Source organism: Salicola sp. Rm-C-2C1-2 (assembly GCF_040196175.1).
In the GTDB taxonomy this organism is placed as follows: Bacteria; Pseudomonadota; Gammaproteobacteria; order Pseudomonadales; family Oleiphilaceae; genus Halospina.
The window spans coordinates 825,111-847,786 of sequence record NZ_JBEFNF010000001.1; the positions used below are offsets into that span (position 1 = coordinate 825,111).

The following is a 22,676-nucleotide window of genomic DNA, read 5'->3' on the forward strand; positions in this document are numbered from 1 at the left end:
ACAGGTTGTGATCTATGAATCTGCACGAGTATCAGAGCAAGCAGCTCTTTGGGGAGTACGGCCTGCCCGTCTCCGAGGGTGTGGCCTGTTCCACCGCTGATGAGGCGATGGCAGCTGCCGATAAGATTGGCGGCGATGGCTGGGTGGTGAAGGCCCAGGTACACGCCGGTGGCCGCGGCAAAGCCGGCGGTGTGAAACTGGCCAAATCGAAGGATGAGATCCGTGCCTTCGCCGACCAGTGGCTGGGCGAACGCCTGGTGACCTTTCAGACGGACGACAAGGGCCAGCCGGTCAATCGGATCCTGGTCGAGTCCCTGACCGATATTAACCAGGAGCTTTATCTGGGCGCGGTCGTGGATCGCGGCTCCCGCCGGATCGTCTTCATGGCTTCCACCGAAGGTGGTGTTGAGATTGAGAAGGTCGCCGAGGAAACCCCGGAAAAGATTCTGAAGGCGACGGTTGATCCGCTGGTGGGCGCGCAGGCTTATCAGGCGCGTGAACTGGCATTTGGCCTGGGGCTCGAAGGCAATCAGATCAAGCAGTTCACAAAGATCTTCCTGGGTCTGGCGAAACTGTTTGAGGATAAGGATCTGGCGCTGATCGAGATCAACCCGCTGGTGATCACTGATCAGGGCAATCTGCACTGCCTCGATGCCAAGGTTGGAGCGGACGACAATGCGCTGTACCGGCAGAAGCAGCTCGCCGAAATGCGCGATCTTTCCCAGGAGGATGAGCGCGAGGCGCATGCCGCTGAGTGGGATCTCAACTATGTGGCCCTCGACGGCAATATTGGTTGCATGGTCAATGGCGCCGGGCTTGCCATGGGCACCATGGATATCATCAAACACCACGGCGGCCAGCCGGCCAACTTCCTCGATGTGGGTGGTGGCGCCACCAAGGAGCGTGTGGCCGAGGCGTTCAAGATTATCCTGTCCGATGACACCGTAAAGGCTGTTCTGGTTAATATCTTCGGCGGCATTGTGCGTTGCGATATGATCGCCGAGGGCATCATGGGCGCAGTTGAGGAGGTTGGCGTAACCGTTCCCGTAGTAGTGCGTCTTGAGGGCAACAACGCTGAAAATGGCCGCCAGAAGCTAGCGGACAGCGGCCTTAATATCATTGCGGCCAGCAGCCTGAGTCAGGCCGCTGAAAAAGTGGTTGCCGCAGCCGGAGGTGAAGCATGAGTGTACTGGTGAATAAGGAAACCCGAGTAATCTGCCAGGGCTTCACCGGGGCCCAGGGGAGTTTCCACAGCGAACAGGCTCTGGAATACGGCACCAATCTGGTCGGCGGTGTCAGTCCCGGCAAGGGTGGTACCGAGCATCTGGGACTGCCCGTTTTTAATACCGTGCGCGAAGCCGTCGAGCAGACCGGCGCTACCGCCACCGTGATCTATGTCCCAGCACCCTTCTGTAAGGATGCAGTGGTTGAAGCGGCGGATGCCGGTATTGAGCTGGTGGTCTGCATCACAGAGGGTATTCCGACCTTGGATATGCTCTATGTGAAAGAATATGTGGAACGTAAGGGCGTGCGCATGATTGGCCCGAACTGCCCCGGTGTGATTACGCCCGAGCAGTCCAAGATTGGCATCATGCCTGGCTATATCCATAAGCCCGGCAAGGTTGGCATCATCTCGCGTTCCGGAACGCTGACCTACGAGGCGGTGAAGCAGACCACGGACTATGGTTTCGGCCAGTCCACCTGCGTGGGCATCGGCGGCGACCCGATCCCGGGGTCCAACTTCATCGACATGCTCGAGCTTTTCGAGAAAGACCCGGAAACCGAGGCCATCGTCATGATCGGCGAGATCGGTGGTACCGCCGAGGAAGAGGCGGCTGCCTACATCAAAGAGAACGTGAGCAAGCCGGTGGTGTCGTACATTGCGGGTGTCACCGCACCGCCCGGCAAGCGCATGGGCCATGCGGGCGCCATCATTGCCGGTGGCAAGGGTACTGCGGACGAGAAGTTCGGCGCGTTGCACGACGCTGGCGTACACACAGTGCGCAGCCTTGCCGACATCGGCAAAGCCATCAAGGAAGCGACGGGCTGGTAATACCGCCGGTTCATGCGTCACAGGAAAGCCGACCTCCGGGTCGGCTTTTTTCGTTGATTAACCCATGCACGTTTCGTGCGTATAATCGAGTCAGACCCTGAACCAATGAGGAGACCGGATTGACTTCCGTTGAACCCCAGCAACGCATCCTTTCAGGGATGCGGCCCACAGGCCGGCTTCATCTGGGCCACTATCATGGTGTACTGGCCAACTGGGCCCAGCTCCAGCACGAATATGAGTGCTTTTTCTTCGTGGCGGACTGGCATGCTCTGACCACCATGTACGAAGAGCCCTTCGCAATTGAGGAGAGCATCTGGGACATGGTGATTGACTGGTTGGCGGCGGGCGTCAATCCCGGCTCTTCAACCCTGTTCATTCAGTCGCATGTGCCAGAGCATGCGGAGCTGCATCTACTGTTGTCTATGATTACACCGCTGGGCTGGCTTGAGCGTGTGCCTTCTTTCAAGGACCAACAGGAGAAACTCAAGGAGAAAGACCTGGCGACCTATGGTTTTCTGGGCTATCCGCTGCTCCAGAGTGCGGACATTCTGATGTACCGCGCGGGTCTGGTGCCGGTCGGCGCCGATCAGGTCTCGCACGTGGAGATCACCCGCGAGGTGGCTCGCCGCTTTAACCATCTCTATGGTCGGGATCCCGGATTTGAAGAGCAGGCAGAGGCGGCCATTGCCAAGATGGGCAAGAAGAACGCCAAACTTTATCGCAGCCTGCGGCGTCGTTTTCTGGAACAGGGCGACGAGGAGGCGCTGGAAACCGCCCGTGCCCTGCTCAAGGAGCAGCAGAACATCTCTATCGGAGATCGGGAGCGGCTGTACGGTTACATTGAGGGTGGCGGCAAAGTGATCTTGCCGGAGCCCCGGGAGCTGCTGACACCGGAAGCACGGTTGCCGGGAACGGATGGACAGAAGATGTCCAAGTCCTACGGCAATACCATTTTCATGCGTGAGGAGCCGGATTCGGTCAGCCAGAAAATCCGCACCATGCAGACCGACCCTGCCCGGGTACGGCGCAGTGATCCGGGCGATCCGGAAAAGTGCCCGGTCTGGGATCTGCACCGGATCTATTCCGACGACAGTACTCGTGAATGGGTCTGGAACGGCTGCCGCAATGCGGGCATCGGGTGTATCGATTGCAAGAAAGCGCTGGAAGAGAAGGTAATTGAGGAGCAGAAAGGCTTCCGGGAGCGTGGTCGTGAATATGAAGACAACCCGGAACTGGTGCGTTCGATCCTGGAAGAGGGGCGCGAGCGGGCGCGTGATGCGGCTCGGGATACCCTGCAGGAAGTCCGGCGTGTGATGGGGCTGGAATACCGCCGATGACCTCGGAAGTGGAAGCTGGCATGGCCGAAGCGCAACAATCGTCTGAGCGTGAAGCGTTGGCGCTGGTGTCCGGTGAGCCGGTTCACGATCTCCCTCAGGATCTTTATATTCCGCCGGATGCCCTGGAGGTATTCCTGGATGCCTTTGAGGGGCCGCTGGATCTGCTGCTTTACCTTATTCGGCGCCAGAATATGGACATCCTGAACGTGGATGTCAGTGCCATTACCGACCAGTATATTGACTACATCGCTCTGATGGAGGCAATGCGGTTCGAGCTGGCAGCCGAGTACCTGGTGATGGCGGCCACTCTGGCCGAGATCAAATCGCGAATGCTGCTGCCGCGCCAGACCGAAGAGGAGGAAGAGGCGCATGACCCACGGGCTGAACTTATCCGTCGGCTTCAGGAATACGAGCGCTACAAGATGGCGGCCGAGAATATTGATGCTCTGCCGCGACGCAATCGGGACTTCCATCTGGCAAGCGCTGCGCCTCCCGAGATGCCGGAGCGTCAGTCGTCCCCGGATGTGAGCCTGCAGGAGATGCTGCTGGCTCTGAGAGGCGTGCTGGAACGGGCGGATCTTTATGAGCACCATCAGGTCGAACGCGAGCAGCTGTCCACGCGGGAGCGTATGTCAAACATTCTGGAGCGTCTGTCCGGGGAGGCGTTCATGCGGTTTGAGACACTGTTCTGCCCGGAAGAGGGGCGTCTGGGTGTGGTTGTGACCTTCATTGCCACCCTCGAGCTTGTTCGTGAACAACTGGTGGAGGTGGTGCAGTCCGAGCCTCTCACGCCACTGCATATCCGGGCCAGAGGCCATGCATGATGGACGGGGATAGTATCGATCACGTTCAGCGCATTGTTGAGGGCGCGCTCATGGCAGCCGATAAGCCTCTCAGTCTGGATCAGCTCCAGACACTGTTCGACGACCATGAGCAGCCTACTCGTACGATTCTGGAACACGTCATCTCGCTGATCGAGCACGCCTGCGAGGGACGGGGCTTTGAGCTCAGGAAAGTGGCCTCCGGATGGCGCTTCCAGGTGCGCGAGTCGCTGTCGCCCTGGGTCAGTCGGCTGTGGGAGGAAAAACCCCAGCGCTATTCGCGCGCGCTGCTGGAGACGCTGGCGCTGGTCGCGTACCGCCAGCCCGTCACCCGGGGTGATATTGAAGAGGTGCGTGGTGTGACGGTGAACACCAACATCATCCGCACGCTGCTGGATCGCGAGTGGATCCGGGTCGTGGGGCAGCGTGACGTACCCGGACGCCCATCAATGTACGCGACAACCAAACAGTTCCTGGACTATTTCAACCTGCAGTCACTGGATGAATTGCCCAGTCTTGCTGAGGTCCGTGATCTCGAGACCATCAGCCGCGAGGTGGAAGACCGTTTGCAGGAAGAGCTGGCACTGGATGAATCCAACAGCAATACCCATGAGAATACGGAGACGAATGAATGAGTGAATCCGGTCACAATCAAAGCGGGGCCGGCGAGCGTCTCCAGAAGCTGCTGGCGCGCTCAGGCCTGGGGTCAAGGCGCGCTATTGAGGGCTGGATCAGCGAGGGCCGCGTGCAGATCAATGGCGAGGTAGCTGAGCTGGGTGCGCGGGGAACATCCCATGATGATATTCGGGTGGATGGACGCAGCGTGGATCTGGGATCGGCTGCCTCACCGAGCCGACGGGTGATCGTTTACAATAAGCCCGAAGGCGAGGTAACAACCCGGGATGACCCTGAGGGCCGCCCCACGGTGTTTGATCGCCTCCCCCAGCTGACCGGTGAGCGCTGGATCGTGGTGGGGCGGCTCGATATCTCGACCAGTGGGCTTCTGCTGTTCACGACTGACGGTGAGCTGGCGAATCGGCTGATGCATCCGTCCTGGGAAGTGGACCGCGAATACGCCGTGCGCATTTTTGGTGAAGTGGATGATGCCATGGCGGAGCGCCTGGTCACTGGCGTTACGCTGGATGATGGCGAGGCCCGTTTCACGGATCTGGTGTACTGGGGCGGGACAGGCCACAATCACTGGTATTACGTTGCCATCATGGAAGGGCGTAACCGGGAAGTGCGGCGGCTCTGGGAATCCCAGGGCGTGCAGGTGTCACGGCTCAAACGTGTGCGCCAGGGTCCGATCTTTCTGCCAAGCCGGCTCAGCGCCGGGCGCTGGGAAGAACTGGGGCAGGCGGATGTGGATTCGCTCAGCGGATCCGTTGGATTGGAGTCTGTTCCCGTCAAGACGCCGACGCCCCCGGAAAAGCACCGACTGCGTCGGCTTAAGGGCAAGAGGCCTTCGAAAGGAGCGGAAAAGAAAGCTGCCAAGCCAGCTGAGAAGGGGCGCGGCGGCACAAAACGCCATCAGGACAAAGGGCGCGGTTCTAAAGGCTGACGGCGTTATCCACCCTGTCGGTGTCATCGCCGGCAATGCGGACCCTGTCACGGCCGCTGTTCTTGGCTGCATACAGAGCGGTGTCTGTTGCCTGTAGCAGCTCATCGGGGTCATCGTCGTCGCCGAGGGCGGCAACACCTATGGAGGCGGTGATGGCCATGGCTCTGCCGGCGTAACGCATGGGGTGCTCGCGTAACGCCCGACGCAGGCGTTCCGCTACCTGGTTTGCGGCTTCCTGGCCGGTATGGGGCAGCACAATTGCGAACTCCTCGCCGCCGTAACGAAACCCCTGATCGCAGGAGCGGATCTGGGCATTAACACGCTCACTGACCAGCCTAAGGATTTCATCTCCAGCCGCATGGCCAAGCGTGTCATTGATCTGCTTGAAATGGTCCAGATCCAGCAGGAGCAGGCTCAGGGGCTGTTTGTAGCGGTGGGCCTGCTCAACGTGTTTTTCGAGTGTTTCATCTAGAGAACGGCGGTTACCCATGCCGGTAAGGCCGTCGGTCATGGCCGATTCGAGGGCTTGCTGATAGAGCCAGGCGTTGCGCAAGGGCTGGATCAGGACGCCGATGGCCTGCTCAATGAACATCAGCTCATCCTCGCGGAAGCGTTCCCGACGATCCAGACGCAGTGAGCCCAGCTCCTGACCGCGTAACGACAGGTTATAGCAGCAGTGGTGTGGGCCGCCCGAGCCCAGCAGGTAGCCGAATTCTCCGCCACTGCGTGAGCGCCGGTAAGCCAGTGCGGCGAAGGGAACCACCTGGGTCAGTTCCTCGGCAAAAATATCCAGCATTGCGTTGAGGTCCAGTGTCTGGTGCAGCCGACTGCACAGCACGCTAAGCCGGTTGGTGTTGTCCTGCCATTCATCGATGATCCGCACGGTCTCAGCGGCATCGCGGGCCTGCTTCAGATCAATGGGGTTGTCGTTGCCGGTTATCTTTTTCATGCCCTGCTCCGGTCTGGGATAGGCTTATGGGCATTGCCAAGCGAAATCCGTGCCGGCATTTATAAAAGCCCGTAGGACAGTAAGATACAGAATGGTGGCAAAGAAGTGCCTCCCGAGTATCAGAAGCACCGGCAAGAAAATGACGCTGACCGGTCGCATGTCCCTGTGTTGGACAGTTGTGGTATCATTTGCGCCGCTCATACAGGGAAGGGTAGGTAGCCCATTATGCAATTTCAGGCGCCGGAAAGTCTCTCCGAACAAATCGCCCAGCATCTTGGGCGCCAGATCATACTGGGTAAACTCCAGCCCGGTGAGCGCATTCAGGAGCTCAAGGTCGTGGGTGATCTCAATGTCAGCCGGGGATCGGTCCGTGAAGCACTGCTGATTCTGGAGCGCCGGCATCTGATCCGCATCTATCCACGCAAGGGTGCCGTGGTCTCTGGTATGACTCCGGAGCTGGTCAACAGCCTCTATGACATCTATCTGAACCTGCTGGAAATGCTGGCGGTCCGGTTTATGGCTGAACGCACACCAGCGGATGAACAGCCGCTGCTGCAGGCCATCGATCAGCTCTGCCGCCGCCTTGGTGATGAGCGTACCGATGTGGCTGAGGTGATCGACGGTGGGCTGGAAGTCATGCGTAAGTGCTACCCGGTGGTGGCCAATCCCTACCTGGAGGAGACCCTGGAGAACTTCCGGCCTGCCATTAGCCGGACGTATTATCTGGTGCTCGCCAACGATCCGGAGGAGATGCAGGTCTCCAGGCGTTTTTTCCGGCGCATCGCTGAGCGGCTCCAGGCGGATGACCACCAGGGTGTCACCAGTGTGATCCGGGAGTTCGGTGAACATCAGCGCGCAGTGGCGCTGCAGGCGCTGGCCCGAGATGAATCGCTTACCGTCGAACCCGCCACCTGAGCCGGTCGTCCATGCGCCTGAAGTCCATCAAGCTCGCTGGTTTCAAATCCTTCGTCGATCCCACCACAGTCCCCTTTCCTTCCAATATGACGGCGGTTGTGGGGCCTAATGGCTGCGGCAAGTCCAATATCATTGATGCCGTGCGTTGGGTTATGGGGGAAAGCTCGGCCAAATACCTGCGCGGCGAGGCCATGAGCGACGTTATCTTTAACGGCTCGACCAGCCGCAAACCCGTGGGGCAGGCCTCGATCGAGCTGGTGTTCGACAACAGCGACGGCACCGCCCCCGGCGAATACGGGCGATTCAACGAGATTTCGGTCAAGCGCCGGGTTACCCGGGAGGGTCAGTCCGATTATTTCATGAATGGCGCCAAGTGCCGGCGTCGTGACATAACGGATCTGTTTCTGGGTACCGGCCTGGGGCCGCGCAGTTACGCCATTATCGAGCAGGGTATGATCTCGCGTCTGATCGAGGCCAAGCCCGAGGAGCTGCGTCACTACATTGAGGAAGCGGCGGGCATCTCGCGTTACAAAGAGCGCCGACGCGAGACAGAGAACCGGATGCGCCGCACTCAGGAAAACATCGATCGCCTCACCGATCTGCGGGATGAACTTGACCGCCAGCTTCAGCACCTGGAAAAACAGGCTGAAGCGGCCGAGAAATACCGCGCCCTGAAGCAGGAGGAACGCCACAAGCAGGCGGAGCTGGCGGCATTGCGCTGGCGTGATCTGGATACCTCGCTTCAGCAATATCGCCAGGCGATCAGCGAGGCGGAAAACGGGCTGGAGAAAGCGGTCACGGAACGCACCTCGCTGGAATCCGGGTTGGAATCCCTGCGCCAGGAACACAGCGATCGCAGCGAACGCTTCAATCAGGCCCAGGGGCGTTATTACGAGGCCGGCGCCGAAATCGCCCGGGTTGAGCAGAATCTTGAGAACCAGAGGCGCAATGCCCGTCAGGCGGCAGAGGATCTTGAGCAGGCGCTGGCCAGCCACAAGGAAGTGGCGGGGGAACTGGAGCAGGATCAGGAGCGATTGGACCAGGTCTGCAAGGAACTGGGCAGTATTGAGCCGGAACTTGAAACCGCCAGTGCCCAGGCTGAGGAATACGGCGAACGGCTGACCGAGGCGGAAAACCGGATGCAGGACTGGCAGCAGCGCTGGGAAGATTTCAGCCAGCACTCGGCAGATGATCGCCAACAGGCGGAAGTAGGCCAGTCACGCATCAAGGCGAGCGAGGATGCGCTGCTTAAGCTTCGGGAGCGGCGCCAGCGCCTGGAGGAAGAACAGGCGACACTGGATCATGATGACCGCTCTGGCGAAGAAGCGGCGCTGGAGAATGAACGCGAGGAGCAGCAAGCGCGTGTTGAAGAAGCCAGGGAGCGGGTGGAAACCCTCACCGAACAGCTGGAGCAGGATCGCGAGGCAATTGAACAGCTTGAGCCTGAGCTCAACGATAAACGTGGGCGTCTCCAGGCGCTGAATGGTCGCCTCGCCTCCGAGCAGGCGCTGCTTGAAGGGCAGTTGGGTGACAGTGATGAGCGCCGCCGCGAATGGATCAGCCAGAAAGGCTGGCAGCAGGCCCAGCGGCTGGCACAGACCCTGGATGTGACTGAAGGCTGGGAAAAGGCAGTGGAGGCTGTGCTGGGGCCGCTCGCGCAGGCACTGGTGCTGGAACCGGATGACTATGACGCTTGCGTTCTCAAGCAAGCACCTTCGGGACTGACCATCGTGCACCGCAGCAACGCGCGCGCGGATTCCAGCGCGGGTACGCTGCTATCGCAAGTGGGGCAGGGCAACGCTGTTTCCGGGTGGCTGGCCCGAGTCTGGTGTGCTCAGGGGCTGAACGACGCCCTTTCCCGCCGGTATTCACTGGCGGATGGCGATTCGCTGGTCACGCCGGAAGGCGTTTGGGTGGGCCGGGCGTGGCTTCGTCTCCCGGACGAGGGTGACGACGACACCGGCGTTATTGAACGTCAGAAACGGATCGAGACCCTGGAGGAAGAGTCGGGGTCGCTTCAGGCCGATGTCACCGAAGGTGAAGAGCGGTTGCAGCGGTTGCGCGCTTCGCGCGATGAAACCGAAAAAGCGCTAGAGCAGGCCCGGGGAAGCCTGAGTGACGCCCGGGAGTCACTCGCCGCCACTGAATCCCGACTTGAGGCTTTCCGGGCCCGCATTGAGCAGGTGCGGGAACGGGTGCGGCGGATCAGCGAAGATCTGGCGGATCTGGCCTCTCAGGAAGCGGACGAGAATGAGCGCCTGGAAGAAGCCCGCGCCAGTTGGCAGGAAGCCATGGATCGCATGAATGAGAACGCGGACTGGAAGGACTCATTGCTCAGCGAGCGCGACGACCTGCGGGCGAAGCTCGATGATGAACGCCAGCAAGCGCGCCATGCGCGCGATCATCAGCACCAGCTTCAGCTGAAGGTTCAGGACCTGAAAAACCGGAAGGAGGCGCTGGAACAGACCCTCGAGCGGATGAAAAACCAGCAGAGCCGGCTGGATGAGCGTATCGCGGTGCAGCGTGAGACCCGGGAAAACGCCGAGGCCCCCATTCAGGATCTGGAGCTTGAGCTTGAGGGGCTGCTTGAACGCCGTGTCCAGGAAGAGGAAAAGCTCAATGAGGCACGGCAGGCACTGGATGCCATCGATGATCAGGTCCGTGAGCGTGAACAGCGTCGTGGGCAGGTGGAACAGGAGGTCCAGACGGCCCGCGAAAAGCTCGAGAAACTGCGTATGGATACCCAAGCTGTTGAGCTCCAGGCCCGTCAGTACCTGGAACAGCTGGAGGAGCTTGAAGTCAGCCTCGGCGATGTCCAGGGCGGGCTGGCGGAAGATGCTACTGCCGAGGCCTGGCAGCAGGAGCTGACCCGTATCGGCAACCGCATCCAACGCCTGGGCGCCATCAACCTGGCGGCGATCGATGAGTACCGGGTAGCGAGTGAACGTAAGACCTATCTCGATGAGCAGGATCAAGACTTGCAGGAGGCGCTGGAATCACTGGCATCCGCCATCCGGAAAATCGACCGCGAAACCCGTAGTCGCTTTCGTGAGACTTTCGATGCCATCAACCAGGGATTGCAGAACCTTTTCCCGCGGGTTTTCGGCGGTGGCAGCGCCCATCTGGAGATGACCGGCGATGACCTGCTGGAAACCGGCGTCGCCATCATGGCGCGGCCACCTGGCAAAAAGAACACCACCATCCATCTGCTGTCTGGCGGCGAGAAAGCATTGACCGCCATCGCGCTGGTGTTTTCCATCTTCCAGCTCAATCCGGCTCCATTCTGTATGCTGGATGAGGTCGATGCACCTCTGGATGATGCCAACGTTGGCCGTTACGCGAAGATGGTGAATGAGATGAGCAAGCACGTTCAGTTTATCTGCATCACTCACAACAAGATTTCCATGGAACTGTCAAATCAGTTGATGGGTGTGACCATGCACGAACCTGGGGTATCACGCCTGGTTTCAGTGGATGTAGAAGAGGCTGCCGTTCTGGCAGACAGTTGATGAACAAGACGCAATGCGCCGGCATTGTCTTGATCGGGGTCATTGCCTAAAGTGGCAGTCAAACGGGCGCACTGGGATGCGCGGGGGCAACCCATGAGGACAGATAGAGGATCATGAGTCTCAGAGAATGGCTGATCATCATCGGGGCGCTGTTGATTATTGGCGTCGTGGTGGACGGGCTCCGGCGCATGCGCAGAGCCCGACGTGATGCGCTGGAAATGCAACGGGCCATGGGCGGCGACGGTATCGGTCAGAGCCCGGTTGATTCGGATTACAATCCTGAGCTCCCCACGGGTGGGGCTCGCCCTGTAGGCAGTACTTCGGACAATGCTGGAGCGGAACAGGCCCAGGAATCCAATCCTGACCCCGAACCGGGCCCTGTACCCAATCCCGGCTCCAAATCCGACTCAGACCTCGAACCAGGGACGCGGAACAGCCACCAACAGGCTCCGCCGGCGTCGCCTGATGAATCGCTCTCCGCCGCGGATGACGATGGCATCGTGGGCCCGGCGCGAGTACGCGGGGAACAAGGTGCGGGTGAAAAGGCGGCTGAGGCCAGCGCCGCAGCGGGCGAGGCTGCCAGTCGTATCAGTGCCAGTGCCCGTGAGATCTGGAACCGCATCCGCGAAGGCAGCTCCCGCGAGGAGAGCGAAAGCAGTGGTGATTCGGTTGCCGCCAGTACCGGTGATAATCCGGAATCTTCTGCCACTCATGAGACCGCGGATCAGCCGCCTGTGGCCGGAGCTAATCGCCCGGAAGCCGAGGAGGTCATTGTCATTCACGCTCATTGTTGTGACGGTGGTCACTATGGGGGAGCGACCATTCGCCGCATTCTGGAAGCCTGTGGTATGGAATACGGCGATCTGGGTATCTATCATCGGCATGAGGAAGCAGATACGCGGACGCCAGTCCAGTTCAGTGTCGCCAGCGCGGTCGCACCTGGTACCTTGACACCGGAGGAAATCGAGACCCTGGAGACCCCCGGCCTCAGCTTTTTTATGAGCCTGCCCGGACCCAGCCAGCCGGTACAGGCTTTCGACTTCATGCTTGAGACAGCCAATACCGTTGTGCGCAATCTGGGCGGTGAGCTGCGGGATGAGCATCGCAGTGTTATGACCAGCCAGACCATTGAACACTGCCGCCAGCGGATCCGCGAGTTCGAGCGTAAACGCCGTTCCCCCGTAAGAGCCTGAAAGGATTGCCTTCGTGAATCGGGAAGACAGCCCTGAACAGCGTATCGACGCCCTGCGGCGGGCAATCGATCATCACAACTACCGCTACTACGCGCTCGACGACCCCGAAGTTTCGGACGAACACTATGACCAGCTCCTGCGGCAACTGCAGGAGCTGGAGGCGCAGCACCCCGAACTGGTAACCCCCGAGTCGCCAACACAGCGGGTGGGCGTAGCCCCAGGCTCACTGTTCGCGGAAGCGCCTCACGAAACGCCTATGTTGTCCCTGGACAACGCCTTTGACGAGGACGAGCTCAGGGACTTTGACCGCCGGGTTCGTGAACGCCTTGGGCGTGATCAGCCGCTGGACTACGCCTGTGAGCCCAAGCTCGATGGCCTCGCAATCAGTCTGCTCTACCGCAATGGTGTGCTTCATCGTGCCGCCACCCGTGGCGATGGCTACACCGGCGAGGACATCACAGCCAATGTTCGCACCATCCGTGCCATTCCCCTGCAACTGTATGGTGATGACTACCCGGATGCCTTTGAGGTTCGGGGGGAGGCCTACATGCCTCTGGATGGGTTTGAACGCCTCAATCAGAAGCTGGCGGAGGCCGGTGAGAAGCCCTTTGTGAACCCGCGCAATGCGGCTGCTGGCAGTCTCCGCAACAAGGATCCGCGCGTACCGGCTCGACGGCCCCTGTCGTTCAGCGGCTATAGTGTGGATGGTCCTGAGGAAGCCGGTCTTCCGGTGCGCCATTACGATCAACTGCTCAAGCTGCGGGAGTGGGGCTTCCGGATCGATCCCGAGATCCGCTTGGTGACCGGGATCGAGGACTGCATCATTTATTATCGGGAGATGCTCGAAAAGCGGGAATCACTGAATTACGAGATCGACGGCATCGTCTACAAGGTTAACGATCTGGCGCTGCAGGATCGTCTTGGCTTTGTTTCCCGGGCGCCACGCTGGGCCATCGCTACGAAGTTCCCGGCGCATGAGGTCATGACCCGGGTGCGCGAGGTGGCTTTCCAGGTGGGACGTACTGGTGCTATCACCCCGGTGGCCCGATTGGATCCGGTGTTTGTGGGAGGTGTCACGGTCAGCAACACCACCCTCCACAACATGGATGAGGTTGAGCGCCTGGGGCTGCGCGAGGGCGACTGGGTCATGATCCGACGCGCCGGTGATGTGATTCCCCAGGTGGTGCGTGTGCTGGCTGAAAAACGCCCTGACGATACCCGTTTGATCGAACTGCCGCCCGCGTGCCCGGAATGTGGCTCCGCGATTGAGCAGCCAGAGGATGAAGCGGTTGCGCGCTGCACCGGTGGACTTTTCTGCCCCGCCCAGCGCAAGGAGGCCATCCGCCACTACGCCTCCCGTCGCGCCCTGGATATAGAAGGCCTGGGTGAGCAGTGGGTCAACGTGCTGGTGGATGAAGGCATGGTTGAGACCGTAGCCGACATCTACAAGCTGAAAGTTTCGGACCTGACCCGGCTCGAGCGTATGGGTGAGAAATCCGCCTCCAATCTGGTGAACGCCATTGCGGGAAGCCGTGAACCTGACCTTGACCGGCTGATCTATGCGCTGGGCATCCGTGAGGTGGGTGAGGCCACGGCGCGGGCTCTGGCCCGGCATTTCGGCGATCTGGACGCACTCATAGAAGCCGATGAAGAGCACCTTCAGGAAATTGAGGACGTCGGGCCGGTGGTCGCGGGCCATATCCGCAGTTTCTTTGCCGAACCCCATAACCGCGAGATCATCCAGCAGCTGCGGGCAGCCGGTGTCAGTTATCGGGCACCGGAGCGGGTGGATGATTCCGGGTCACCTTTCTCCGGTGCAACCGTAGTGGTCACTGGCGCATTGGAGCACTATTCGCGGGATCAGGCGCGTGCGGCCCTGGAAGCCCGGGGGGCAAGGGTGGCAGGCAGCGTTTCGAGTAAAACCGACTATCTGGTGACCGGCGAGGGGGGTGGCTCCAAGCTCAGCAAGGCTCGCCAACAGGGTGTCGCCATTGTTGATGAAGCAACCTTCCTGGAGTGGCTTGGCGAAGCGTGACTGTGTCACAGAATCACCAGCCGCCCCCTGAATCTGAGAACCAGTACGGATCCGGTTTATAGCGGATCCCCTACTATGGATGATGTTTCGAGACCCGACGGATACCGAACCGTGAGAATGTCATCCGCGAGAGTGAGCCCTTACGCTTTCCCAGTGCGCCGAATCCTGACGGCGCTGATTTCAGTGCTGCCATTGTTGCTTCTAGGCTGTGGTGATACGAGTAAATCGCCAGAGGACCCGCGGATTCTCGGTCTTCCGCCCCAGGTGGCCTATCTGGGTGCGGACTATAATTACAACTTTGGCGCACTAGGGGGCGACGATCCACTCAATTATTCGTTGGTCAACAATCCCTCCTGGCTGGCTCTGGAAGCGACTACCAACAAAGCCCGAAAAGGTATCGTCCTGAGAGGCGTTCCCGGCATCAGCGGTGGCCGCGAAGGCGAGGCGGATCTGGGGCAGTACGACAACATCCGCATCGCCACCAATGACGGCAACCTGATCGGTGACAGTGAGTTCAGCGTTGATGTCCGGCACAATCCCCTGAAGATCGTAGATGCCACTCTGGTCGAGGGAGAGGCGTATGAACCTGATGTCAACGATGGGTCCGATGAAGTCTGTGAGATCCCGGATAGGCAGGTGACCCCCGAGGCCGCAGTAGAGCACGGGAGTCTGGTGGTGGGAAACGGCGATGGCTATAGCCCGGGTGGCCGGGCGTACCCCAGCCGCCGGGCGCTGATCCGTGTGGATCTGGAGCAGCCTTCCGTAGAACCTTTGGCAGTCCGGTTCCGCGTTGGCGGACAGGATACGGCCACTGGAGAAAACTGTGAGGGGGACTCTGATCTGCCCTGTGAATACCAGGAGGGCAATCAGAGCCGGGCGATCTATGGGGAAGATCTGGTTCTTGATGGAAACGCTCGTTATGGTTCCGGTTTTCCAGAACCGCCTGAATACGTTGAGTACATCAAAGAAGAAGCAACCGGTGCCACGGGGTTGCTCAATTTCGAGGCCGGACAGACAACCTGCTTCATCCCGGTCTGGGTTCATGACGATAATCTGGCGGAGGATGAGGAATTCTTCGATGTTGAACTGGAACAGGTAACGAAGGGCATTGCCAGCCTCGATGACAACGGCGCGGTACGCAGCCGGAGCATTGCGATTGAGGATGACACGCCTACGGCGGATTTTGAGGCGGAAAGCATTGTTGTGAGTGAAAACCGGAAGCGGGAAGTGACGGCCACATTGAGTCGCGCCAATGACACCGGTGAAGCGCTCTATGCGGCGGTTGAAGTGGCCGAGGTCGATGATGATTCCTCCTGGGAGGCTGATCTCTGCCCTGATGAGGGTAGTAGTGGGAGTGAGTGTGTAACAGTTGGCAACGGCAGCAACGATGCCTCGTTGACTGTTGAGTTCGATAAGGGCGGTGACGCGACCACCTTCTACGTGCAGGCGAGCACGGATACCGATGCCCCTCTTAAAGAAGAAGTTATGCGGGAGCTGCAGTTTGACCAGAGCTTCCAGTACGGCCGTGAATTCGCGGCTGCGACGACTGATAGTATCCTTGAGACTCATATCAACGAGTGGACAGATGATGTGACGCAGAACGAGCTTGGGTTTCCTGTTAATAGCCTGGTTGCTGGTGAGCTTGGTGAGGCCTATGTCACAGGCGTTGACGATTCCGGCGGGATCCGTCTGCAGAGCATCAACCGTCTTGGATCTACTGATAGCAGCGATAAGGATGTTGTTGCGCTTGGTGAGCTGAAGGGCAAGGGCAATGCAGACTGGTCTTCGCTAGCAGACAACAGCACCCTCCAGTTGGCGTTCGCGGGAGAGAATAGTGGGACATCCGGAGCCCCGGCGGTGACTCGCTATCTCGGGCTCGCCTACCCGACGCAAATGAAGCAGGGCGATGTGAAGCTTTTCAGGTCAACCATCTCTACTGAGGATGGCAGCATCAGCCGCTCTCCTTCAGCGGATGAGCTTGTATGGGAGTTGGTGCCTGACCCCGAAAGTGATTGGTTGCAGCGTGCCCTGGCTGTAACCACGGAGGGTACAGTCTATGCCGGCGCTCTCGGTGATGCTTCTTTACGCATGACACGCATTGATACCGCAGAAAACAGCAATGGGGACTCTGTTGCAGAGCAGTCCTGGACGGAGAGTCTGGAGGCTACCGGTGCTACGCTCTCTGGGCTCTTTACTCCGGGAACAGCCGGTATCGTGGCTCTGGGCAGTGACGGGGGTGCGGTTGATCCTGGATCGAACATTGGCGGTGAGGACTTCTATCTGTTTTCCCGTGATACGGAGGGGGCCGTGAATGAGCGAGTCCAGTTCGGTACTCAGGGCGAAGACCGAGCGACGCTGTCCGATGCGGACGGTAGTCGCTTCTGGCTGGCCGGTAACGACGGCGGCCCCTATGAAGCGGATGACTCGGGAGGCTTTAAGGAGGAGGCAGACGGTTCCGCTGGAGCTTTCCTCCTTATCGTTAACAGCAATGGCGATCTGCAGGCGGCGGTACATCCTCAGGATCTGGAAGATCACAACGCACAGGTGGGCAACATTCAGGCACTTGTTGTTTCAGGCGATAATGCCTTTATCGCAGGGCAGACCAAGGATGACAGCGTCTACCTGATGGGCGTCCGCTACACTGGTTCCCAGGCTGATGATGAGGCCGCGATTGAGCAGCGCTGGAGTGCAACTATCGGTGATGCCGACTCAGTGGTGGCTCTGGATAACTATCGCGACCGCAAGCTCTATCTTGTGATGGATGGAGGTTCGGGGCAGCGTATCCGCCTGTACGATCAGGTCGGCAATCCGCTCACGCAATAACCGCCACCCTGATCAAATGGTGGTATGCAGGTGGTGGCCGTCTGCGTACAGCCGCAGAAAATCTGTGCCGGTAATAATGCCCGCTGGCTTGTTGTCGTGATTGATGACCAGCGCGGCATTGAGCTCATGACTGAGCATCTGTTGGGCGAGGTGGTGGGCATCCGTTTCCGGGGTGACGGTTATGAAGGAGGGGAGTTCGCAACCGGAGAGCGGCGCGGTCTCGGCCATCCCTTCACGGATCTGGCGCAGCAGCCAGATTTCGTCGATCAATCCCGCAACTTCTCCCGCATCCGTGGTGACCACCAGGTGGTGGACCAGGTGCTCTGCCATGGTATCCAGCGCAGTGCGCAGCGATGCTCGAGCGCTGACGATGTGCAATGCTGGGGAAGCAAGTCGGCTTGAGGGTAGGTAGGGGGATTCGGCATCTCCCTCACCGCCGGATTCCTCCTGGTATTCACGCAGGGCGCGACGGACCTGGGGTTCCGCCTGGAACCGGGCGGGGTCTTCGGCCTGCTCCGTATTCGAGGCGGTTCGGTGTATGGCGTCGGTCTGATCCGTCTCCTGTATGCGCCTGGCCCGAAGTGCTTCGGGTAGCCGCGTTCCGACCGGCCGGCTTGGCTCCGCAATAAAAATGGCCATGGATTCGTCTCCATTGATCCGTTTTAGAAGGTTATCGGCGGGTCCCCGGAAAATTTAAGGCAATATCGTTAACGCTGAAAGAATCGTGAAGGCGCTATCCGTTCGGCTGCATCCTCGTCCAGAGGCGATGAGGCACCCAAGCGCAATGCCATTAGATGGTCGGCAAGTAGAGGCGCGTACATCAGGCCCTTGCCGCCCAGTCCAGCAAGCACATAGTGGCCATTGAGTTCTCCGGCCAAGGGCATGTGGTCTGGCGTTGTGCTACGGAAACCGGCCCAGTTTCCGTAGGCTTGCGGTTTCGCAAGCGCCTCGGCAAGCGATGGAAGCCAGTGAGCCAGATTCTCGAGATTGGCCTGGTCACTGTGGCTGTCGGGTTTTTCCAGGTCTGAGTGCCGATCGAAGGTGGCGCCAACGCAGACCCGACCTCCGAACGGCGGCAGCGCATAGCCGGCGCCGGCCATCGCTACCCGGGGTGTGAGTTTGGTGGCCGGGAGTGTGGTTAGCTGTCCCCGGATGCACCCCAACGGCAGTTCCGGAGCCCACTGTGTGCTAGCGGCTCCGGTGGCAAAAATCAGGGTCTGCGCCTGGAAACGATCGCCACTCGGCATCTGTACATACCAGCGATCCGTCCCCGCCTGGGCCTGTTGCGCATGAGCTGTCGTAGTAATAACCCGTATGAGCGGATGGGTGAGTGCTGCTTGCCTTAGCGCATCGACACGCAGGTGGCCACCCGCCGGAAACCAGAGGCCGGGTACAGTCACTTCAAGACCGCTCAGTGACGAGGCCTTCTGGGGTGAAACCGGTTGCAGGAAAGCCGGATCCCATTGGTTGCGGGCTATCAGCTTTTCCTGGCGTTTGTGTTCACGCTCATTCCAGGCCAGGCTCAACGTCCCGGTTGGCGACCAGAAGTCGATATCCGCATGCTCCGTCTGGAGGCGTGAATAGAACGCGGATGCGGCCAGAAACGCCTCGTGGGCAAAGCGTGTTTCCGGACTGTAGTTAACCGCCGGTTTCATATAGAGCGCGCCACGGCGCTCTGGGTTGGGGGGGAATGGAGGTGCGGGATCCAGCACCACGACCCGCGCGCCTGTCTCTGCAAGTCGCCGTGCCGTGATACTGCCTGCTACACCGGCACCAGTAATGATCACATCCGGTGACGGAACTGGTTCATCAGCTGGCGCCATTTGACGTTCCGTTACCTTTCATAAAGTATACTTTCTGTACATCGGTTAATAGTGCCGTCACTATACTTAAGGACTTTCGGATTGCACAACTAAAGGGATGCATCCATGGCAACGCCCAGCTCTCAGCAACTCGAGAAAAGCCGTCTTGGCCGGCTTGTCGTCAATCGCGGCTACATCACTGACGCCCAGCTTCAGCAGGCCCTTGAGAAACAGCGGGTTTCCGGTGAGCGATTGGGAAGTGTGCTCGTCAAAAGTGGGTGGATCACAGAGCGTGAGTTGGAGCGCACGCTCAATCACCAGAAGCGATACCGGTATGCAGCAGCCCTCACGGCCATTGTTGTCACACCGTTACAGCCGATGGCGGCGCTTGCGTCGCCCGCGCCGGCGCTGCCGAATGCATCGGCTCAAACCAGTAGTCAGCAGGTTCGCGCCTCCGTAAACGGCATGCAACCATTGAGTGCGGGAGAGATGAGCGGTGCTGTGGCCCAGGGCCGGGATGCGTTCTCTAAAAATGCAATTGACCTGGCGCAGCCACCGTCTTCAGCGCAAGAGGCTGACGATCAAACGCTTGATGCTCTTGAATTCACAGCGCGCACCTTCGTGCCGGCTCTGAACTTCCTGGACTCGGATCTCACGGTGAAGGGAGTGGAGTATGGCCCGGAAGGCCCCGGATTTTCCATTGATAACAGTGGAGGCATAAGTCTTGCTATGCCGGAGCGAATCGGCGAGATCCGTATGGAGGGGATCAGAGTCGAAGGTGCACCGGCATCCCACTCCATGGGGAATATCACCATCACTGACATCCGCTTTTCCAGCGATTCCAGTTTGACCATCCGGGCACGCTGATCCGGATCAGGCGCTTGCGAATACCTGGCTGTGAGTTAGGTTGCGGGATTCGCCCGTGCTGCCGTAAAGCGCCTGCTGCTGATCGGCTCCCCTGATAATATCAGAGACGCGGGAAAGGCGCCGCTGCAGGTGACTCAGGATACGACCGTTAACAGCATTGCGATGCTGGCATTCACTAAGCTGTTTCTGAGCGGCTTCCCAGCGCTCCATCAATGCTGAATCAGCGCCTGCCTGGTCGCGGAGAAAGTCGCTTACTGCCTGGCCACTATCGGGGTGATAGCCAATTTGGGCCAGAAGGCGGATTTTCTGCTTTGCTCGGTCTCTGAGCGCGTCGAGTAGTTCGTTTTTCTCACTGGTCGCCTGCTCCAGCTGCTCCATCGCGTTGCTGGCCAGGGCGCGATGTTCCTGTTCCAGTACTTCCGCAAGCCTGTTGAGGTTAGCTTCGTCTTTCCTGAGGAGCTGATCCAGTGTTTCGAACGTCGTCTTATAATCAGTCATAGCGTCTTATCCGAAAATGCTGTCATCCATTTCTTGCATTTTCTGGGCCAGTTTTTCAGCGTCGACTGAGTAGGAGCCGTCCTCAAGTGCCTCGCGGATACGCGCGACCTTAGCGTCATCCACTTCCGGCTGTTGCTGAAGCGTCTGTTCCGCCGCTTTCAGATTGCGCGCATCAGGGCTCAGATCAACGCGTGTGCTTTCGCGCGCCTGTGAACCGCCTTCCGCTGGCTGTTGTGTTTGGTTCTGTCCCTGCGTGCCGTCGCGTTGCCGCAGTGTTTGTTTCTGGGTGTTGAGGGCGTTGTTGTTAGCCCCATTGAAGTCAACTGCCATGGCTCACCCCGTTTCGGATCCGTACTCTCTGCTCATTGTAACGGCAGCGAGGGCGCAGACTTTAGCCTCCTGCCAATTTTTTTGTCTCTGGGCACGGAACTGCCGGTGGCCGGCATTTTCCTGCCGCCGTGTTCAGTTGATGGCGACATGGCCCGGTTTCGTGATCCGGCCCTTGATCCGGCGCCCTGAGTTCTCATTGACTACCGGGATCTGTTCGCCCACTCGGCCGCTGCGTTCCGCCTCGCCGCGTGTGGTAATAGAAAAGGCGTCGCTGCCAGCCGAGATGACAACGCGGTCCCCCCGCTCCACTGCCAGTGGTTGCTCAAGCATGCGGGGGGTAATGGCCGTGCCCGCGCGGATGGTGCGGCTGGCCTGCATGCCGATCATGTGCTGAGGATCCCGGAAACCGCCACTTCGCTGTCCGTTGATCACAACAGCGCTGGAGCGCAGCATGCTCTGTGTCAACCGTTCCCCGCGTCCGATGGGTCTGTCCGCCACCCAGCCGTCTACCTGAATGCGCACCTTTGCGCTGAGAAAAATTCGCCAGGGGCGATCCCCCTGACAGCTCACAAGCAGTGTCGTGCGAGTGGAGCGTTCCGGGTCGCCGGCAAACTCAACATCCAAATCCTGAGGGCAATGGGCAAGAGAAAGACGATTGTCCACGCTGTCGAGGCCGTATTCGACCGCACGTCCTTTGTCTGCCTGTTTCTGGGTAAAAGATTCCAGAAAATCCTTGGCAGCCTGAACAATGCGCTCTGCAGTACTGGCTTTGGGCCCCGATGCGATCGCCATACCCGGAAGCAGCAGTGCCATCAGTAGCAGCTGGCGGAATTTTGGCGTCGTGTTGGTGTTATCGGTGCGCATAGCCTCAAAAATGTCCTATCCTTGCGGTTAGCCGGTGGTTCATCCGACCCGAATCGAATGGCGTATGACTCAGACCGGCAAAGATATGGCGAAAGCCGGAGTTTATTGTTGTCTCAGACAAGATCATACAATAACCATGCCGACTTGTGAGGATAGGCAGGACTATGGCGGGACTTCTCGACAACGTTAATCAGCGCACCCAGATGGTTGGTCAGAACCGCCTTGAGTTGCTGCTGTTTCAGCTCAAGGGTAACCAGCTATACGGCATTAACGTATTCAAGGTTCGGGAGGTGCTCCCCTGTCCGAAACTGTCAGCAATTCCGCATCGTCATCCTGTTGTGAGAGGAGTTTCCTACGTTCGTGGAGAAACGGTGCCGATCATCGATACGGGTATGGCTATTGGTAAGCAACCGATGACGGATGAGGAGCTGGCGGAATCACTGGTGATTGTTTCCGAGTACAATCGCAAGACTCAGGGGTTTCTGGTTCGAAGGGTGGAACGCATTGTTAATCTGAACTGGGAAGATGTGCATCCACCACCCAAGCGGGCGAAGGCGGAATATCTTACAGCGGTAACAGAGTTGGAGGAGAAGCTGGTTGAGGTTCTGGATGTGGAGAAGATCCTTGCGGAAGTGTCTCCCATTGATGACAGTGTGAGCGAAACCTTCGAGTCAACGCTGGATACCAGCAGTGATAGTGCAATGCGGGTTCTTGTGGTGGATGATTCGTCCGTGGCCAGGGGCCAGATCAAGCGATGCATGGAGGCCGTGGGGCTGGAGGTGGTCATTTGCAATGACGGTCGTGAGGCTATGGACTATCTGGAGTCGCTCGTTGCGGACGGCAGTTCCATCCACGATCATCTTGCCCTGATGATCTCGGATGTTGAAATGCCGGAGATGGATGGCTATACCCTGGTAACGCATTGCAAAAACAACTCCGCCCTTCAGCCTCTGTACATCATGCTGCATACGTCGCTCAGCGGCGTATTCAATCAGTCCATGGTTGAAAAAGTGGGTGCTGACGCGTTCATGGCCAAGTTTAATCCCAACGAACTGGCAGAGCGCGTCATGGCTGTTATGGACCAGCGACAGCACATGCCATCCTGACGGAGGTGTAGAG

General features: G+C 59.2%; 19 protein-coding genes. 13 read left to right on the forward strand and 6 right to left on the reverse strand.

The window, feature by feature from the left end; translation table 11 throughout:
• Positions 1-14: 14 nt before the first annotated feature.
• The 6 genes from sucC (at position 15) to rluB (ending at position 5,772) form a co-directional block, all read left to right on the forward strand.
• Complete coding sequence (gene sucC / locus AAF659_RS03815) at positions 15-1,184, forward strand: ADP-forming succinate--CoA ligase subunit beta (RefSeq protein ID WP_349750363.1); 1,170 nt, start codon at positions 15-17, stop codon at positions 1,182-1,184.
• On the forward strand, positions 1,181-2,053 hold the full coding sequence (sucD, locus tag AAF659_RS03820; RefSeq protein ID WP_349750364.1) for a succinate--CoA ligase subunit alpha: 873 nt from the start codon (positions 1,181-1,183) through the stop codon (positions 2,051-2,053). The genes sucC and sucD overlap by 4 nt, the downstream gene beginning before the upstream one ends.
• Positions 2,054-2,172: 119 nt before the next feature.
• The gene (locus AAF659_RS03825; RefSeq protein WP_349750365.1) at positions 2,173-3,390 is read left to right on the forward strand and encodes a tryptophan--tRNA ligase; all 1,218 of its coding nucleotides are present in this window, start codon (positions 2,173-2,175) and stop codon (positions 3,388-3,390) included.
• Positions 3,387-4,214 carry a segregation and condensation protein A gene (locus tag AAF659_RS03830; protein ID WP_502949186.1) on the forward strand — a complete coding sequence of 276 codons (828 nt, stop codon included), beginning with the start codon at positions 3,387-3,389 and terminating at the stop codon, positions 4,212-4,214. Before AAF659_RS03825 ends, AAF659_RS03830 begins: the two co-directional genes overlap by 4 nt.
• Entirely contained in the window at positions 4,211-4,846 is a 636-nt protein-coding gene (scpB, locus tag AAF659_RS03835) for an SMC-Scp complex subunit ScpB (protein ID WP_349750366.1), read from the forward strand. The genes AAF659_RS03830 and scpB overlap by 4 nt, the downstream gene beginning before the upstream one ends.
• Entirely contained in the window at positions 4,843-5,772 is a 930-nt protein-coding gene (gene rluB / locus AAF659_RS03840) for a 23S rRNA pseudouridine(2605) synthase RluB (protein ID WP_349750367.1), read from the forward strand. Before scpB ends, rluB begins: the two co-directional genes overlap by 4 nt.
• On the opposite strand, the gene AAF659_RS03845 is transcribed toward rluB, so the two are convergent.
• Positions 5,762-6,721, reverse strand: coding sequence for a GGDEF domain-containing protein (locus AAF659_RS03845; RefSeq protein WP_349750368.1), 960 nt, complete (start codon positions 6,719-6,721; stop codon positions 5,762-5,764). The two genes, rluB and AAF659_RS03845, sit on opposite strands and share 11 nt — an antisense overlap.
• A 225-nt stretch (positions 6,722-6,946) precedes the next feature.
• Between AAF659_RS03845 and AAF659_RS03850 the strand changes: the two genes are divergently transcribed.
• The 5 genes from AAF659_RS03850 to AAF659_RS03870 all read left to right on the forward strand — a co-directional run bounded on the left by AAF659_RS03850 (position 6,947) and on the right by AAF659_RS03870 (position 17,196).
• Positions 6,947-7,636 (forward strand): GntR family transcriptional regulator, encoded by a 690-nt coding sequence (locus AAF659_RS03850; protein ID WP_349750369.1) that lies wholly within the window; start codon positions 6,947-6,949, stop codon positions 7,634-7,636.
• 11 nt (positions 7,637-7,647) lie between these two features.
• Positions 7,648-11,145 carry a chromosome segregation protein SMC gene (smc, locus tag AAF659_RS03855; protein ID WP_349750370.1) on the forward strand — a complete coding sequence of 1,166 codons (3,498 nt, stop codon included), beginning with the start codon at positions 7,648-7,650 and terminating at the stop codon, positions 11,143-11,145.
• A gap of 113 nt (positions 11,146-11,258) precedes the next feature.
• On the forward strand, positions 11,259-12,338 hold the full coding sequence (gene zipA / locus AAF659_RS03860; protein WP_349750371.1) for a cell division protein ZipA: 1,080 nt from the start codon (positions 11,259-11,261) through the stop codon (positions 12,336-12,338).
• 13 nt (positions 12,339-12,351) lie between these two features.
• Positions 12,352-14,373 (forward strand): NAD-dependent DNA ligase LigA, encoded by a 2,022-nt coding sequence (ligA, locus tag AAF659_RS03865; RefSeq protein ID WP_349750372.1) that lies wholly within the window; start codon positions 12,352-12,354, stop codon positions 14,371-14,373.
• A 111-nt stretch (positions 14,374-14,484) separates the two neighbouring features.
• Positions 14,485-17,196: a hypothetical protein gene (locus AAF659_RS03870; RefSeq protein WP_349750373.1), complete on the forward strand. Its 2,712-nt coding sequence runs from the start codon at positions 14,485-14,487 to the stop codon at positions 17,194-17,196.
• Positions 17,197-17,208: 12 nt separating this feature from the next.
• Here AAF659_RS03870 and AAF659_RS03875 read toward each other — a convergent pair whose 3' ends face one another.
• Both AAF659_RS03875 and mnmC1 read right to left on the reverse strand, forming a co-directional pair.
• Positions 17,209-17,835 (reverse strand): CBS domain-containing protein, encoded by a 627-nt coding sequence (locus AAF659_RS03875; protein WP_349750374.1) that lies wholly within the window; start codon positions 17,833-17,835, stop codon positions 17,209-17,211.
• A 68-nt stretch (positions 17,836-17,903) separates the two neighbouring features.
• Positions 17,904-19,019: an FAD-dependent 5-carboxymethylaminomethyl-2-thiouridine(34) oxidoreductase MnmC1 gene (gene mnmC1 / locus AAF659_RS03880; RefSeq protein ID WP_349750375.1), complete on the reverse strand. Its 1,116-nt coding sequence runs from the start codon at positions 19,017-19,019 to the stop codon at positions 17,904-17,906.
• Between the two features lie 105 nt (positions 19,020-19,124).
• Here mnmC1 and AAF659_RS03885 point away from each other — a divergent pair, with 105 nt between their 5' ends.
• A complete protein-coding gene (locus tag AAF659_RS03885) occupies positions 19,125-19,865 on the forward strand; it encodes a cyclic di-GMP-binding domain-containing protein, MshE-related (protein WP_349750376.1) in 741 nt (246 codons plus the stop codon).
• A gap of 6 nt (positions 19,866-19,871) precedes the next feature.
• On the opposite strand, the gene AAF659_RS03890 is transcribed toward AAF659_RS03885, so the two are convergent.
• The 3 genes from AAF659_RS03890 to flgA all read right to left on the reverse strand — a co-directional run bounded on the left by AAF659_RS03890 (position 19,872) and on the right by flgA (position 21,557).
• A complete protein-coding gene (locus AAF659_RS03890) occupies positions 19,872-20,363 on the reverse strand; it encodes a flagella synthesis protein FlgN (RefSeq protein WP_349750377.1) in 492 nt (163 codons plus the stop codon).
• Positions 20,364-20,369: 6 nt separating this feature from the next.
• Positions 20,370-20,693: a flagellar biosynthesis anti-sigma factor FlgM gene (gene flgM / locus AAF659_RS03895; RefSeq protein WP_349750378.1), complete on the reverse strand. Its 324-nt coding sequence runs from the start codon at positions 20,691-20,693 to the stop codon at positions 20,370-20,372.
• A 132-nt stretch (positions 20,694-20,825) separates the two neighbouring features.
• Positions 20,826-21,557: a flagellar basal body P-ring formation chaperone FlgA gene (gene flgA / locus AAF659_RS03900; protein WP_349750379.1), complete on the reverse strand. Its 732-nt coding sequence runs from the start codon at positions 21,555-21,557 to the stop codon at positions 20,826-20,828.
• 164 nt (positions 21,558-21,721) lie between these two features.
• Between flgA and AAF659_RS03905 the strand changes: the two genes are divergently transcribed.
• On the forward strand, positions 21,722-22,663 hold the full coding sequence (locus tag AAF659_RS03905; RefSeq protein WP_349750380.1) for a chemotaxis protein CheV: 942 nt from the start codon (positions 21,722-21,724) through the stop codon (positions 22,661-22,663).
• Positions 22,664-22,676 lie beyond the last annotated feature (13 nt).

Coding starts and splice junctions, on each gene's coding strand:
- AAF659_RS03845 (WP_349750368.1), bottom strand. CDS start 6,721: ATGAAAAAGATAACCGGCAACGACAACCCCATTGATCTGAAGCAGGCC.
- rluB (WP_349750367.1), top strand. CDS start 4,843: ATGAGTGAATCCGGTCACAATCAAAGCGGGGCCGGCGAGCGTCTCCAG.
- AAF659_RS03875 (WP_349750374.1), bottom strand. CDS start 17,835: ATGGCCATTTTTATTGCGGAGCCAAGCCGGCCGGTCGGAACGCGGCTA.
- AAF659_RS03830 (WP_502949186.1), top strand. CDS start 3,387: ATGACCTCGGAAGTGGAAGCTGGCATGGCCGAAGCGCAACAATCGTCT.
- zipA (WP_349750371.1), top strand. CDS start 11,259: ATGAGTCTCAGAGAATGGCTGATCATCATCGGGGCGCTGTTGATTATT.
- AAF659_RS03850 (WP_349750369.1), top strand. CDS start 6,947: ATGCAATTTCAGGCGCCGGAAAGTCTCTCCGAACAAATCGCCCAGCAT.
- smc (WP_349750370.1), top strand. CDS start 7,648: ATGCGCCTGAAGTCCATCAAGCTCGCTGGTTTCAAATCCTTCGTCGAT.
- scpB (WP_349750366.1), top strand. CDS start 4,211: ATGATGGACGGGGATAGTATCGATCACGTTCAGCGCATTGTTGAGGGC.
- AAF659_RS03905 (WP_349750380.1), top strand. CDS start 21,722: ATGGCGGGACTTCTCGACAACGTTAATCAGCGCACCCAGATGGTTGGT.
- sucD (WP_349750364.1), top strand. CDS start 1,181: ATGAGTGTACTGGTGAATAAGGAAACCCGAGTAATCTGCCAGGGCTTC.
- mnmC1 (WP_349750375.1), bottom strand. CDS start 19,019: ATGGCGCCAGCTGATGAACCAGTTCCGTCACCGGATGTGATCATTACT.
- sucC (WP_349750363.1), top strand. CDS start 15: ATGAATCTGCACGAGTATCAGAGCAAGCAGCTCTTTGGGGAGTACGGC.
- flgA (WP_349750379.1), bottom strand. CDS start 21,557: ATGCGCACCGATAACACCAACACGACGCCAAAATTCCGCCAGCTGCTA.
- AAF659_RS03885 (WP_349750376.1), top strand. CDS start 19,125: ATGGCAACGCCCAGCTCTCAGCAACTCGAGAAAAGCCGTCTTGGCCGG.
- flgM (WP_349750378.1), bottom strand. CDS start 20,693: ATGGCAGTTGACTTCAATGGGGCTAACAACAACGCCCTCAACACCCAG.
- AAF659_RS03890 (WP_349750377.1), bottom strand. CDS start 20,363: ATGACTGATTATAAGACGACGTTCGAAACACTGGATCAGCTCCTCAGG.